We start from the raw sequence: 15,742 nt of genomic DNA on the forward strand, positions 1-15,742 counted from the left end.
AGTTAAAAATTCGATATCATCAGTTATAATAATCAACTTCCATCAACAATTAGATAAAACTAATCGCTTCGCTTTTAAAGTCCGTTCTATGAATAAAAAAACCATAATTATAGGATCGACAGGATTCGTTGGCCAGAATCTCGCCTCCTACTTAAAAAGTAAGGGCCATTCTTATACTTGCATTTTACGTGATCAATTGAATAATGGTCCGGGGCCTTTTTTTGATCCAGATACTACGATTGTTTATCTGGCAGGAAAGGCACATGATCTAAAAAAAGTATCTGACCCGGAGGAATATTACAAAATAAATTTTGAACTTACGAAGAAAATATATAACTTTTTTTTAGCATCTAATGCTAAGAAGTTCATATTTATCAGCTCAATAAAAGCAGTTGCTGACAGCGTTCAAGGAATCTTAGACGAAACCTTTAAACCAAATCCGATAACAGATTATGGCAAGTCAAAATTAATGGCTGAAGAGTATATAAAACGTCAGCCCTTATCAGAGGGGAAATCGTTTTATATCCTTCGTCCTTGTATGATTCATGGACCTGGTAATAAAGGTAATCTAAATTTATTATATAAATTTGTAAAACTAGGAGTTCCTTATCCCCTTGCCGACTTCGAAAACAAAAGGTCTTTTTTAAGTGTTGAAAATTTATGTTTTATCATTTACCATTTAATTATAAGTAACTGTATCGAATCCGGAATTTACAACGTATCTGATGATGCGGCTTTATCAACTAATGACGTGGTTTCGATATTAGGCCAGTCTCTAAATATTAAAACAAGATTATGGAAGATACCTAAAAATATAGTGCTGTTTTTTGCCAAAGCTGGGGATTTGCTACATTTACCTTTAACAAGTGAGCGGTTAAATAAACTCACGGAGAGTTATGTGGTAAGTAATAAAAAGATAAAACATGCTCTTAACCAAGAATTGCCGCTTTCATCTGTTGAAGGGCTAAAAATTACCGCCGGTTCATTTAATCGAAAATAATTTTGAAGCGAAGCGGTTAAATATTAATTATTATATGAATTTTTTGACATTGTTAATTATTTTTTTTGTTCTATTCACAATCGAACTTGGATATTTTAAACTTGCCTTTAAGTACAGAATCATTGATCACCCTAATCACCGCAGTTCACACGCCAAAATAACGATACGAGGGGGGGGGATGATTTTTAGTATGGCTCTTTTATTAAGTCCTTTGTATTATAATTGGGAATATGGATATTTTCTTCTAGGACTTTTTCTTATCAGTTTGGTTAGCTTCATTGATGATATAAAGCCAGTCAGCCATAAGATAAGAATTCTATTTCATCTCACGGCTGCTGCATTATTATTCTATCAAACAGGAATATTTCATCTCCCCTTATATTGGGCCATTTTAGGATTTATATTTGTTATTGGTTCTATCAATGCAGTCAATTTCATGGATGGCATTAATGGCATCACTGGTAGCTTTGGTTTGGTAACCTTGAGTACGCTTTATTATATAAATAAAAGTATTGTCGTGTTTACCGCCGAATATTTCCTTATTTTACCAATTCTGGGGTTACTTGTTTTTGTTTTTTTTAACTTTCGAAAAAAAGCCAAATGTTTTGCGGGAGATGTGGGAAGTGTTAGTTTGGGTTTTATCGTACTTTTTTTTCTTATCGAGCTGATCTTAAAAACAAATAATCTCAATTACCTGTTTTTATTGCTAGTATATGGGCTAGATACCATTTCAACAATTATTTTTAGAATAATAAGAAAGGAAAATATTTTCGAAGCCCACCGAAATCATTTTTATCAATTTTTAGTAAATAAAAAGAGGGTTCCTCACTTAGTGGTTGCAGGATCTTACACAATTGCACAAGGAATTGTGAATTTAATTGTGATAAACATTCTGCCACTGTCAATCGTTAATTTGTCGTTAGTAATGGTCGCAACCATGTCGGCATTTATATTGATTCGCATAAATATGGAAGGACAATATGAAATTTTAAATGTTAAAACATGAATTATTTAATATCTAAAACGATATAGTTTGTTATTTTTGCAAACCATATATGATTTATTGTAAAGTACAATCGGCTAAATATTATTCATTATCAGCATCGTTCGTCGCTGACAACAATAAAGTGCTTTCTATTCATAATAATTAACTTTATATGCCGCTTAAGTAATATTCGATTCATAACAAAACTTTTAATTACCTAGCATGAACAATACAACTGCCATAATCTGTGTAATAGCCTGCAACAACTCTCGATCATGAGATTATTATGTACATATTTGTGATGTCGTTTCCTGTTCTTTTTTATTAATATCTATAGCCTATGATATCATCTGCTTTGTTCTATCGATTAAATATCGTACCGCGTTGGATCATTTTTACGCTTGATCTGATTATTGGCTTTCTGTCTTTGACGTTGTCCTTTGCGATTAAATATAATTTTGATTTTTCCAACTTAAATTATGTCGATTTTAGCCGAAATGCGCTGATAATTACTGTCTTAAATGCAGTGGTTTTTTTTGCTGTAAAAACTTACTCAGGGATCATTCGATACACCAGCGTACAGGACTCTTTTAGGATTTTTCTATCGGTACTAGGTAGTAATAGCTCGTTTTTTTTGATCAACCTGGTTGCTGTAGCATCTTCAAGGCCAAGTTTAATTGCCACCAGTATATTGATTACTAATGCTTTTGCGTGCTTTTTATTGATGATTACTTATAGAATCCTGGTAAAATATTCTTTCTTGTATGTTAAAAACCTGAAATTAGATAAGCGGAGAGTGATTATCTACGGTGCGGGTGAGGCCGGCGTAGCTACCAAACGAACCTTAGATCATGATTATAAAGTAAATAAAAATATTATCGCTTTCGTTGATGACGACCTGAGAAAAGTTGGGAAAACAATCGATGGGGTCAAGATATTAAATGCAAAAGATTTGCCTATATTGGTCAAGGAGCACCAATTGGACGAGATTATTTTCGCTTCCTACACCATTCCGCTTGAAGATAAAAATACAATAGTAGATATATGTCTTGAAAATGATATTCAAGTTTTAAACATTCCCCCGCACGAAGTTTGGCGCAGTGGCAGATTACAGCCCGCCCAAATTCAAAATATTAATATAGAAGATCTTTTAAACAGAAAATCGATAGAGATTGATATTACCGGCATACAAAACGAATTGAAGGGTAAAAGAATACTAATAACCGGTGCGGCTGGTTCCATAGGAAGTGAGATTGTAAGACAATTATTAAAGTTTGACACTGGTCTGATCATTATGTGCGACCAAGCGGAAACCGCCCTACATCATTTGTACCTGGAGGTCCAGGAGATGCATGCAGAGATGAACTTTCATGCCTTTATAGGTGATGTAAAAGATGAAAAGAGGATGCAGGACCTTTTTGAAACGTATAAGCCACAGTATGTATATCATGCTGCTGCTTATAAGCATGTTCCGCTCATGGAAGATAATCCTGCTGAGGCTATTAAAACTAATGTCTTAGGTACTAAGACAATTGCTGATCTTTCAGTAAAACACGGCGTACAAAAGTTTGTCATGATATCTACGGATAAGGCTGTTAATCCGACCAATGTGATGGGGGCTTCTAAGCGTATCGCTGAGATATACGTTCAGACTCTTAATAAAGCCATATTTAACAAAGATTTTAAATTTACCAACGGCCTAAGCCAGCTCAACCTCACCAGATCTGATACGCGTTTTATAACTACACGCTTTGGGAATGTTTTGGGATCAAACGGCTCAGTTATCCCACGCTTTAAACAGCAAATAGAAAAAGGGGGACCTGTAACGGTGACACATCCTGAAATAACCCGTTTTTTTATGACGATTCCCGAGGCATGTCGGTTGGTACTGGAGGCCGGATGTATGGGTAAAGGAGGGGAAATATTTATATTCGATATGGGTAAACCCATTAGGATTATCGAATTGGCGCGACGAATGATACGACTTGCAGGCCTAGTGCCGGATAAAGATATCAAAATTGAATTCACCGGATTAAGGCCCGGCGAGAAATTGTATGAGGAATTGCTTAACGACAGTGAAAATACGATGCCAACCCATCACGAGAAAATCATGATTGGAAAGGTAAGAGAATACATATTCGTGGAGACTGAAAAGCAGATCTATAATTTAATACATCATGCTAAGAGTAATGATGATCAGCAAGTAGTAAGGTCGATGAAACAAATCGTACACGAATTTAAAAGTAAGAACTCTATCTTTGAGGAATTAGATTTCATAGCTAAAGTTAGTTAAATGAAAAAAAGTCTACTTAGTCTAGTTTTTCTTATCCTTTTCCTGTCTTGTAAGCAGCATGTTCAAAGTGAGATCGATATTTATAATAACGACTTTGAAACAAATGATTTGACGAATATAAAGGGCGGCCTTATTGATCAATTTAATAGTTCGAAGGTGTTAGGGCGATATAATAACGGAGATTTTATATTGTCGCTAAACAATCTGCCGCAACATGATCTAATCATAGTTTCTTTTGACTTATATATCCATGATAACTGGCGAGGTGAATTACTGCCGGATGGACCAGCGATATGGCAAATGCGAATCGACGGGGGGCCATATATCAACACAACCTTCTCTAATTTAGCCTGTCCGGTGGGAAATATTTGTCCGCCTCAGTCATACCCAGACAACTACCCTAACAATAATCATAATCCCCGATCCGGCGCATACAGAACGGACCTTCCTGGCGTGTGTAGCATGAAAAGTGAATCGAACGGGACAACCATGTATAAAATAACCAAAACTTTTAAACATTCTGGAAAGACGTTATCACTGGAATGTTTGGATAAGCTTGATCAAAAGGATTATCCTGATCCAAAATGCGAGAAAAGCTGGTCAGTAGATAATATCGATATCAAAGCTATCACTTTATGAGGACTATTAAAATCGGTTTTTTTGCGATAGCGTTATTGGTAATGTCGCGTTTGGTTGTTCATGGACAATCTTTACCGGTTGGTACAGTGGCTTTGGAAGATTACTATAGAAGAGGCCAGTTGCTTGGTAACACTGATTCTAGCGTTTCCTTTATGGTGCGTCCGCTTTTCCCTAGTTATATAAAGAACCACAGTGATGCGTTTTATCCCGACAGTACAGAAAAACGATATAATTTATTGCGTGCAGACGGGGCTTTTCAATCTGCAGATGGCAAATTAAAGGGGAGTTTTTTACCCCTTAATTTTCAAACTCAGTTCAATTCAGACCATCCTTACGGCTGGAATGATGGTGCCATGATACCAGCTAAGGGACTTCAGACGTTCGTTAGCGCAGGCATATTTATGCAATATGGACCCTTAACAATTCAGTTTAGGCCAGAGTTTGTTTCCGCTGTCAATCCCAAATTCGACACTTTTAACGGAGGACATTATGATGTTATCTTTGCCCGTTACTATGACATTTACAACAATATTGATTTGCCTGTGAGGTTCGGTCCCAGCGCTTATAACAGAGCTTTTTGGGGCCAAAGCAGCATCAGGTTAAATTATAAAACATTTTCTTTCGGGCTGTCAACAGAGAATCTATGGTGGGGGCCTGGAATAAGGAATTCCTTATTAATGAGCAATTCAGCACCTGGTTTTAAGCATTTGACCTTGAATACCTTGCGGCCGATAAAAACACCCCTTGGCTTCTTTGAAGGTCAACTCATAGCGGGAAGGCTCGAAAACTCGGGGTTTCCGCCGTTAGTACCTGACCATGTTTTTTTTGGGACTAACTTATACGTTCCCAAACCAACCGATTGGAGGTATCTTTCGGGGATTATTGTGACCTGGCAACCAAAATGGATTCCGGGCCTATTTTTAGGATTTGATCAAAGTTCGCAAATCTATGGAAAAAATCTAAACGGGCTAAAGGATTACTTGCCATTTTTTTCGCCAATCAAGTCATCCACAGCGCCAGACAATCCGTTGGACCAAAAAGATCAGCGAAGCTCGCTGTTTATGCGCTGGCTCTGGACAGCGGAACATGCGGAAATTTATTTTGAATGGGGACATAATAATTCCTCTGCTGATTTGACGCAGTCCCTATTATCGCCAGACAAGTCGCGAGCTTATATTTGGGGGCTTAGAAAAGTATTGCCGTTTAATAGATCTAGGGATGAAAATATCATGATAGGTGTAGAAGTAGCTACCCTACAGGAAAATGATGTCAATAATATTTTAAATGGAACAGAGTGGTATGTCAGCAAAAGCATTCCGCAAGGATATACCAACAGAGGAGAGGGTTTAGGTGCTGGGATCGGCCCTGGGGCAAATTTGCAATCGTTGGATATCAGCTGGGTTAAAGGGCTAAAAAGGCTCGGTTTACAGATCGAACGCTATGCGCATAATAATGATTTTTATTATTATGCCTTTACCGACAGCAAAGATTTTAGGCGGCACTGGGTAGACCTGAGTTTAGCACTTGATGGGGAGTGGAATTACAAGAACCTGATTTTTAATGCCAAAATACAGGGTATCCGTGCTATAAACTATCAATGGTATTTAACGCAAGGCCCTGCTGATCCATATTTCGTTAACGGAATAAATGCATATAATTTACAGATACAGGCTGGAGTCACGTACAGGTTTTAAACACAATATCTAAATGAAAAGGATATTTTTAGTAATAAGTTTTGTGTGTAACACAGTTGGGGCGTTATTACCTGGGAAGGCCTATGCTCAGTCACTTCCAGTGGGTACACCTGTTTTGGACGATTATTATAGAAGAACACAACTACTCGGGAAAATAGACTCTAGCTTGTCCTTTACCGCCCGACCTATATTTCCTACCGCCAAATTAAATATTCACGATGTTTATGATCCGGACAGCAGTTTAAAACGTGATCACTGGGTTAATGCAGGCCCTGTTATTTTTGCGAAAGGACATGGAATTTTGCAAATTCTTCCTTTAAGCTGGCAACAACAATTTAATTCAAACCATCCCTATGGCTGGAATGATGGGGCAATGATTCCGGCTAAGGGTTACCAGACGATGGTCAGTGGCGGATTTTTTTTTCGATATGGTCCTTTAACCATCCAGTTACGACCGGAATTTGTCTATGCAGCAAATAGCCCATTTAACGGGTATGCGAGCGATCACACCGGTCAGGATTTAATAAGTTATTATTACTATCATAATATGATAGATGCGCCTGAGCGCCTTGCAAACGGGGTTTATAATAAGGCATTTTGGGGGCAAAGTAGTATCCGTTTAACCTTTGGTCCGGTTTCATTTGGTTTGTCCAATGAGAATTTATGGTGGGGACCAGGTATCCGAAATGCATTAATTTTAAGTAACAATGCTCCAGGATTTAAGCATTTGACAATAAATACTGTACGTCCAATAAGAAGCTATATCGGATCATTTGAAGGACAGATTATAGCCGGACGCTTGGATAACTCTGATCTACCCCCATTGGCGATCACTTCCTTAACTAATGGGGTGAATTTGTTTATTCCAAAAAGAGAAGAGTGGCGATATTTTACCGGGTTTAATATCAATTATCATCCGAGATGGATTCCAGGTCTTACTTTAGGTCTTATACGTACATTTGATGCTTACCACGGGGATGTCAAAGGATTTAGCGGTTATATTCCCTTTTTTACACCTTATCAAAAGATTAATACTAACGATGGGGATCCATTTCCTAGAGATCAATATACGTCAGTATATGCCAGATGGTTATTTAGCAAAGCCCAAGCTGAAGTTTATTTTGATTATGCACTTAATGATAACTCTTATAATTTAAGAGATTTTATCGGATCTCCGGACCACTCACGCGCTTATGTGTTTGGTCTGAGGAAGATGCTCCCTTTTGGTGCAAATAAGGAGGAGCATCTTTTATTCAGTGCTGAAATAACTCAGCTGTCACAAACCCCGGATAGGCTGGTTAGGGATGGGGGAGGGTATTACATCCATGCCGGGGTCACTCAGGGCCATACCCATGATGGGCAGGTTCTCGGAGCGGGTACAGGCGGTGGGGGGAACCTGCAATCTTTAGATTTAAGTTGGATTTCCGGGCTAAAAAAACTGGGGATCAGTTTAGAACGCTATGAACATGACGTTGATTTCTATAGAATTGCCTTTCCTGATATTAATGGTAATAGCAGAAAATGGGTAGATTTTGCATTTGCTTTAAATGGGGAATGGAATTACAAAAATCTAATATTCAATGCCAAGCTGCAAGAAATTAAGTCTCTAAACTATGAATGGATATTGAAAGATTATGTTCCCGACCAGTATTATATACCACATAACAATGTCTATAACCTTCATGCGGAACTCGGTGTAACTTTTAGGTTTTAGGCTTTTTTCTGGTTAGTAAAGCATATAAGCTAAAGAGTATCCCTGAAAGCAAAAAACCTGTTACGATAGCCACGGAATATTTTAATTTATTCTTTTTTAATGGCAGTTCCGGCTCATCAACGATTTGAACGGTCGGTGTTTCCTGGGCAAGCATTGTTTTACTGGACTCCAGGCTTTTTACAGTCTCTGAATAAATGGTCGTTAATACAATTTTATCTCGTTCTCGTACCTCCACATCCGCGCCGGCCGCTGTATAGGCTGGGTTAATGTCTAATAAGCTTTGGTTAGCAGATGACAGCGCGTAAGTTTTACGATTTAAAATCACACCGATGCTATCGGCCCGGTGTTGCAAGCGCTCTACATTGCTTCTCAATCTCTTGGTTTTCGTACTAATATAAAAGTCTGTAGATTGCTTGATTATCCGGTTGCAAAAAAGCAGCGCCAGCTTCTCATCTTTCATCGTCGCATTCACCTCAAAAAAACTGAGCTTTTTATCGGGTTTCGCAATACCAAAATCCCCTGACAAGATCAGGGTGGTCATCTCATGCAGCAGGCTGTCCTGTAACCTTGTATTGTGTATCCCATTTAACGGAAAATGAATGATTTTACCATCAGGGCTATATTTCAGCCATTTTTTATTAAGTTTATTGACCGCAGCATAACGGTCGGCCAGCGTTTGGGTCGCGTCGTATGCTGATACCAGTGTCGCTTTGATCAGTTTAGTGCTTTTAATCAACTCTTCTACGTTATCGCCCTCCAGCACTCCGCTACCGCCTCCCAGCCCATCCAAGTTAAAGCCAAACTGACCTGCAAGAGCTGACAAGCCTCCTGCACTTCCTGCCGATTTGGAATCGTCTACAACAAAAGTCAATCTCGCCGTGTAGCTCGGTGTCCATAACCATGCGGTCAAAGCACCCAGCAGCGCGCCTGCAATTAACACTATGGCGAGCGCTTTTTTAAATTGCAATATGTATTTAACATCCGCTAGGCGATCGTCAAGCAGTTTTTTAAAAGAAAATTCCGGCTCGTAAGGATATGGTGGGTTTTCCTGAATCATTTTATTTATGTAAAATAGCAACCAAGCTTACGATTGCAGTCAGCACTGCAGCCAGACCGCTGATATCTCCAAGACCTATTTTTAACCTATTATCCGGTGTTTTTTCAGGAACGACAATCTTGCTTCCGGGTTTTACGGACGGATAATTGCGAAAAAACAAAAAATGCCTGACCGGCTGGTTTAATCCATCCGGATACTTGATATAGGCGCCTTTTAACCGAGCATTTTCAGTTGTACCAGCCGCCGCATTGATATAGTACTTGAAACTGCGCCCCGCATAACTGATATATTGTGGATTATTTACCGCGCCGCTTACCTCTACGTAGGAGATCACTCGCGGCACGTAAACACTATCTCCTGGTAACATGATCATGTTTTTATTGATACCCGGCTCATGACTGGTAGATGTTAGGTCAAGATTTACCCGTACACCTTTGCGGTAAACCTGAGCATTCTCTAGAGATCCGTAAGGGGTTATGCCCCCTGCTCTTTTTAAAAAATCAAGGGCCGTTTCATCTCTTTTCTGAACAGCATAATCTCCGGGGAAAACGACCTCTCCCTTGATTTTTACATTGCCCAGTGACCTGTAATTCACCAGACGCGGAACATATACGAAATCCATCGGCTGAAGTTCTATATTACTTTCGCCTTCCGTCATATTATTCATATCTATGGTAAAAGTTTGTACCAACTGATTAGCAACGCTGTCTGACTGATTTTTAATGGTCCTGGACACCTCGACATGGTGATCGGCAGCTTCGTCCGCGAATCCTCCAGCCATCGCGATGGCATCAGCCAATCGAAGGCCTTTACGGTACGTAAAGATAGAGGGATTACGTACGTAACCATTAACGGTTACCTTTTGATTAGAGGTGAACACTTCGCGATCCAGAATAACAACAGAATCTTCGCGCAGCAAGGGAATATCGTTCTTACCGCTAGTGATATCGACTGGTTTAAAAGAGATAAAGTCTTTTTCCAGATTAGGGAGTGTTCTTTTGATATATCCTCGCTCCATATAGGCCTCCGGTTTTAAACCCTGGGCGTTCTTTAATAGCTGGGCCAGCGTAAAACCTGCAGTCAGCTCATAGATGCCCGGACGATAAACGGCTCCCTCTAGCACAATTCTATTGGTGTATCGATCAGTTATAGCGCCGATCGTTACCTGATCGCCGTTGTGAGGAATAAAGTTTGAGAATAAATTTGACGGCACATCTTTGACCTCTCTTTCAAGTGTATTGATCTGGTCGATCTTTGCAGTACCTTTATACGCACTATCAGTGTAACCGCCTGCATAGCGGATCAGGTCTTCTAATGGCTCATCATCTTTAAGTTCGTAAATAGCCGGTCTCTTGACCTCTCCCCGAATGCCAACCCGCTTTTTGTACACGGGGATTCGGATCACATCCTGATCTTCCAGCCTGATATTGCCGTCTAACAGACCTTGCTCTAGAAAGCTGTAAAAGTCGACTGTTTTAAAAACCTTGTTGTTTCGTATCAGTTCAATATTTCTTAATGAGCCGTTTGCGTTGGGACCACCAGAATTATAAAGGGCATTAAAAAGCGTTGAAAGAGACGAAAGGGTATAAGAGCCAGGCGTTTTAACCTCTCCAACAATGGTGATTTTAATACTCCGGGTATTTCCGAGATTTACCGTTAAATGGGTTTGTCCCGAATTCAAGGCCGGATAAACCTTGGTCATTTTGCTTTTGATAAGCCCTGTAGCCTGTTCAATGGTGAATCCGTTTACATACACAATCCCAGCATAGGGGATTTGTAGATTACCCTCTGGGCTTACTTTTGAGCGAATAGAAGTCTCGTTCAGACCCGTTACCAGTACGATAACCTCATCCCCAGGCCCGAGCACATATCCTTTTGGAGTGGCGAGCGAAAAATTAGGCTCAAATTTTATCGCCGATTGGTTAAAAAAATCGCTTCCGTAGGTCGCCAGCACATTTGGTGCCGGAACAGGAGGCTTAGGTCTAACGGGCTTGGGAGTAATAACAGAATCGTCAATATCTCTTGTAAAATCTGTTTTCGTTTTTTCCGCGGCCGGTGGTTTTACGGTAGCTTTTTTGTCCAGACCCAATAAAGTTACCCGGTCCTTGAAAGCCTGTACCTCCGCTGCGGGCATGCCTTTTTGAATCATCAATTTATAAGCCTCCTGTTCGGAAACGCCCGAACCCTGTAACTTTTTCCATGCCTGGGTTATTTGTTCATCACTCAGCTGGCTTACTTTGACGTTTTGAATCTCGCTCATAGATATTTCCTGAGCCATCACGGGAATGAAAAAAAAGGTTAACGCGAAAAATAAAATATAGAGCGGGTATTTGATATGCATGAAATTTGTCTTAAACTCAATCCTGCAAATATAAAATATTAAATCGGTCAAAAACTATTGCTGTATAAAAGCAATTTAGGCCTGATTATTTCTATTTGAAGTTCAAAGGGCTTTTGTTCCCATAAAAGACCTTTTTACAAAAACCGTCTGCATCGAGATCAAATGACTCATAACCAGGGAATAAGTTTTTGCAAACCCCGATAATGCTTCTCATTGTTGATCAGCTGATTAATATGCAACTGTGCATTTTTGCCCATTTCTAAGATCTGGTCTTCGTTTTCGTAAAGCAACTTGATTTTTTCAGCAAGTTGTTCCGCATTTCCGGGCTCAAATAATAACCCGGTATGGTTGTCAATGACCATTTCGGGTATCGCACCAATGGCCGAGCCAATGACAGGTTTACTTAAAGCCATGGCCTCAACCACCGTAAATCCCAATACCTCATACCATTCGGAGGCACAAACTAAAAATTCGGCGCCGTTGACGATTTGCAAAGTTTCCTGTTTGCTTTTTTTTCCTAAAAAGCTAACCTGATGTAGGTGATGTTGTATTTTGAATGCCTTTAATTCTTCCTCTTGCGTTCCATCCCCGATAATTTTTAATTGAATTTCGGGATGAGACAACATGGCCTTTAAAACGGTGTGCGCTCCTTTAATTTTTTCCAAACGGCCGACAAAAACAATATATTTCTGCTCAGTTCTAGGGGTCAGCCTGGCAGTTTCGATTTCAGTATAGTCATAGCCATGATATAATTGTACCAATTTATCCTTGCAAAAATTAAATGATTTGAATTTTTCGTACATGAATACGGATGTACATACATAGTGATCAACGTAAGCATAATAATTCAGGTAGCTGTGCACATAATTTTCCAGCGCAGCTACCGCGCTGGCAAGTACAGAGCCTTTTTTACAGGTATGGGTTATGCAGTTGTAGAAAGCGCCGCCGTAACATTTTTCGCAAACCAGACCTTGGCTGATAAACGTGCTGTCCGGGCAAAGCGGCGTATATTCGTGAAAGGTCCAGATGATGGGTATATTTTTTTCTTTAAGAATTTTTAAGATCGTTGGGGTAATGTAATGATGAATAACATTAATATGGGCCATGTCTATTTTAACAACAGACAGCAGCCGTTCTAAATTCCTTTGAGCCTCAAAAGAATAAATACTCTTCATCACAACCTGAAGCCCGGAAACAAAGCTTCGTTTAACCTTTTTATAATCAATGTTCTCTATAAAATACTCATCATAAGCCGTAGGTGTGTTTCTGTCATCCTTCATCGAAAACGGAATAACCTGGTGTCCGTGTTGCTCATAAAGCCTGCAAATGTTTTCTACATAAGTAAAATCCCCACCACTGGGATACCACGTCCAGTTAACCACAAGAATATTCATTGAAGGAGAAGTACGTTATATAATAAAATAGCCATCTTGTTCAACTGATAATATCAAAACAAACAAAATCCAAAGATGCTTGTATTAATTTAAATTTTGATATTTAAATCATAAATCTTTAATGAGCATATGATGAAGACAATGAATAATATGATGAGAATCTATACAGGTTAAGTATTATTTTCTTTAGTTTGTAGTTAGATTAATAAATAATCTTGCTATCCTTTGATTGCGCTATAGCGTTTAGCAGTGATAACTAATTTTAGTGATAAGTGTTCTTCAAGGAAGAACATGCTGATAGTATAACAAAAAAAGTTAATTTTGTGGGTTGAAATCTATTAAAACACATTTTTCTTATCGCTATTGAATGACTAATAAAGTCACTATGATAGCTTCGAATTTTATATGAAGAAAAAAATTTACGTTGCTGGAGCGGGGGGAATGCTAGGTCAGGCTTTCTACCGCATATTTAAAGATGACTACGAAATCAAGTGTACCGATAAGGATGTAAATGAAAACTGGCTAGGTTTTTTAGATTTTCGCGATTTTAAAAATTACAAAAAGGATGTAGAAGCTTTTAAACCTGATTACCTTTTTCATTTGGGCGCTTATACAGATCTGGAGTTTTGTGAACTTAACGCAGATGATACCTATCTTACCAATATGACATCTGTAGAAAATGCTGTATACATCGCCAATGAACTTGATATTCCTTTGCTGTATATCAGTACTGCTGGAATATTTGATGGTAAAAAAGATTTTTACGATGACTGGGATGAGCCCAATCCGCTTGGGCATTATGCACGTTCTAAATATATGGGTGAACGGTTTGTTCGCGAAAATGCAAGAAGATTCATCATTTGCCGCGCCGGATGGATGATGGGAGGCGGGCCTGAAAAAGATAAGAAATTTGTCAATAAACTCATTAAGCAATTGAAAAGTGGGAAACGGGACCTGTATATTGTAAATGACAAAGACGGGACGCCTACTTATACGGTTGATTTTGCAAAAAATGTTAAGTTGCTGCTCGAAAAAGAATACTGGGGATTATATAATATGGTCTGTGGCGGTGAGACATCCAGGATAGGCGTAGCATTAGAACTGATCAAAATATTAGGTTTGGAAGGTCAGGTCACCTGTCACGAAGTTGACTCGAATTATTTTCAGAATACTTATTTTGCCCCCAGACCCCCGTCAGAACGCTTAAAGAACAAAAAGTTGGAATTGCGAAATTTGAATATCATGCAGGACTGGAAAGTTGCCTTAAGGGAATATATCCGAGACTATTATGCGGATTTGATCATGTCAGAAGTGCAACAGCCTTTAAAAGAAGAAATTATCATTACCTGATCACTTAATCGATGCGTATCGCTGCCTTTGGTTTCAGATCAGTTCCCCCTGCAAAAGGTGCTGCGGGCGCGGATAAATTTGCGATAGAACTATTTCCCCGACTTGTTGCAAGGGGACATCGTGTTGTTGCTTATAATCGCAGATACCCTGATGCCTTTGTGAATGTTAAAGATTACAAAGGCGTTCAGATCAAAACGATCCGTACGACTTCTGCAAAGGGACTGGATACTTTATGGCATTCTTTTAGAAGCACGCTGGATATTATCCTGCACAATACGGCAGATATTGTCCATATACAAAACGGCGGCAACAGTATTTGGGCGCTTCCCTTACGTCTGTTTGGAAAAAAAGTATTCATTAGCCAGGATGGTGTAGACTGGAAGAGAGAGAAGTGGCCCTGGTATGGTAAACTCTATTTGAAGTTATCAGCATATATCACGGCCTACCTACCCAACGAGGTCATATTCGATAACGTCATCGCTAAAAAACTTTTTGAGACTAAATTTAACAGGAAATATAAATTTATTCCCTTCGGAAGTGAAGTAGAAATGGCTGTTGAGCGGGAAGGTCTGTTTGAGGAGTATGGGATTCAAAAAGGAGGCTACTATTTATTTGTGGGCCGGTTTATTCCTGACAAGGGATTGCACTACCTGATCCCTGCTTTTAATAATTCCATTTCGAAGAAAAAACTGGTGCTGATCGGTGGTTCTCCTAATCCATCACCCTACGAAAAACAATTGCATGATATGGCAGGGGATAATGTACTTTTCCCGGGTTATGTTTATGGAAATGATGTAAATACCTTAATTTCCAATGCCTACTGTTATATCCAGCCATCTGATGTTGAAGGATTATCCCCTATCGTTCTTACGGTAATGGGACTGAATGTGCCATTGATCGTCAGTGATATTGAAGAAAATGAGTATGCTGTAGAGGATACTGCACGTAAGTTTAAAAAGGGCAACGCTGCTTCTTTGACCGAGGAGATTAATTTTTGTGAACTTGAACATACCCAGATGTTGTCTTTAGCTAAAAAAGCTCAGCTGCGTGCATTGGGCGAGTTTAATTGGGAAAAAGTGGCAGATGAACATGTTGAACTTTTTATTAGATAATGGTTTGGCGATGTCCATAGCTAACATTTAATTTAAAATTTGTAAGATGTTTATCAGCAAGGCTTATCTGCTCTTTAACTGATGTATAACTCCTCCCAATATTGGGGGCTTCTATGCAAGGCCGCTTTTGGCGATCCATTTTATTCACTTTTAGCTCTGTGAT

11 protein-coding genes are annotated in these 15,742 nt (G+C 39.1%); 8 read left to right on the forward strand and 3 right to left on the reverse strand.

The window, feature by feature from the left end:
• Positions 1-88: 88 nt before the first annotated feature.
• The 6 genes from SNE25_RS09770 (at position 89) to SNE25_RS09795 (ending at position 8,325) form a co-directional block, all read left to right on the forward strand.
• Complete coding sequence (locus tag SNE25_RS09770; RefSeq protein WP_321564910.1) at positions 89-1,000, forward strand: NAD-dependent epimerase/dehydratase family protein; 912 nt, start codon at positions 89-91, stop codon at positions 998-1,000.
• Positions 1,001-1,034: 34 nt separating this feature from the next.
• The gene (locus SNE25_RS09775; protein WP_321564911.1) at positions 1,035-2,006 is read left to right on the forward strand and encodes an MraY family glycosyltransferase; all 972 of its coding nucleotides are present in this window, start codon (positions 1,035-1,037) and stop codon (positions 2,004-2,006) included.
• A 319-nt stretch (positions 2,007-2,325) separates the two neighbouring features.
• Positions 2,326-4,278 carry a polysaccharide biosynthesis protein gene (locus tag SNE25_RS09780; protein WP_321564912.1) on the forward strand — a complete coding sequence of 651 codons (1,953 nt, stop codon included), beginning with the start codon at positions 2,326-2,328 and terminating at the stop codon, positions 4,276-4,278.
• Positions 4,279-4,917, forward strand: coding sequence for a hypothetical protein (locus SNE25_RS09785; protein WP_321564913.1), 639 nt, complete (start codon positions 4,279-4,281; stop codon positions 4,915-4,917).
• The gene (locus tag SNE25_RS09790; protein ID WP_321564914.1) at positions 4,914-6,611 is read left to right on the forward strand and encodes a capsule assembly Wzi family protein; all 1,698 of its coding nucleotides are present in this window, start codon (positions 4,914-4,916) and stop codon (positions 6,609-6,611) included. The genes SNE25_RS09785 and SNE25_RS09790 overlap by 4 nt, the downstream gene beginning before the upstream one ends.
• A 13-nt stretch (positions 6,612-6,624) precedes the next feature.
• Complete coding sequence (locus tag SNE25_RS09795; protein ID WP_321564915.1) at positions 6,625-8,325, forward strand: capsule assembly Wzi family protein; 1,701 nt, start codon at positions 6,625-6,627, stop codon at positions 8,323-8,325.
• On the opposite strand, the gene SNE25_RS09800 is transcribed toward SNE25_RS09795, so the two are convergent.
• The 3 genes from SNE25_RS09800 to SNE25_RS09810 all read right to left on the reverse strand — a co-directional run bounded on the left by SNE25_RS09800 (position 8,315) and on the right by SNE25_RS09810 (position 13,117).
• The gene (locus SNE25_RS09800) at positions 8,315-9,382 is read right to left on the reverse strand and encodes a hypothetical protein (protein WP_321564916.1); all 1,068 of its coding nucleotides are present in this window, start codon (positions 9,380-9,382) and stop codon (positions 8,315-8,317) included. The two genes, SNE25_RS09795 and SNE25_RS09800, sit on opposite strands and share 11 nt — an antisense overlap.
• Position 9,383: 1 nt before the next feature.
• A complete protein-coding gene (locus tag SNE25_RS09805; protein WP_321564917.1) occupies positions 9,384-11,642 on the reverse strand; it encodes an SLBB domain-containing protein in 2,259 nt (752 codons plus the stop codon).
• 248 nt (positions 11,643-11,890) lie between these two features.
• Complete coding sequence (locus SNE25_RS09810) at positions 11,891-13,117, reverse strand: glycosyltransferase family 4 protein (protein WP_321564918.1); 1,227 nt, start codon at positions 13,115-13,117, stop codon at positions 11,891-11,893.
• 405 nt (positions 13,118-13,522) lie between these two features.
• On the opposite strand from SNE25_RS09810, the gene SNE25_RS09815 reads away from it, so the two are divergent.
• Both SNE25_RS09815 and SNE25_RS09820 read left to right on the forward strand, forming a co-directional pair.
• The gene (locus SNE25_RS09815; protein ID WP_321564919.1) at positions 13,523-14,467 is read left to right on the forward strand and encodes an SDR family oxidoreductase; all 945 of its coding nucleotides are present in this window, start codon (positions 13,523-13,525) and stop codon (positions 14,465-14,467) included.
• Between the two features lie 11 nt (positions 14,468-14,478).
• Positions 14,479-15,579 (forward strand): glycosyltransferase, encoded by a 1,101-nt coding sequence (locus SNE25_RS09820; RefSeq protein ID WP_321564920.1) that lies wholly within the window; start codon positions 14,479-14,481, stop codon positions 15,577-15,579.
• The last annotated feature ends 163 nt before the right edge of the window (positions 15,580-15,742 follow it).

The organism is Mucilaginibacter sabulilitoris (assembly GCF_034262375.1).
GTDB classification, from domain to species: domain Bacteria; phylum Bacteroidota; class Bacteroidia; order Sphingobacteriales; family Sphingobacteriaceae; genus Mucilaginibacter; species Mucilaginibacter sabulilitoris.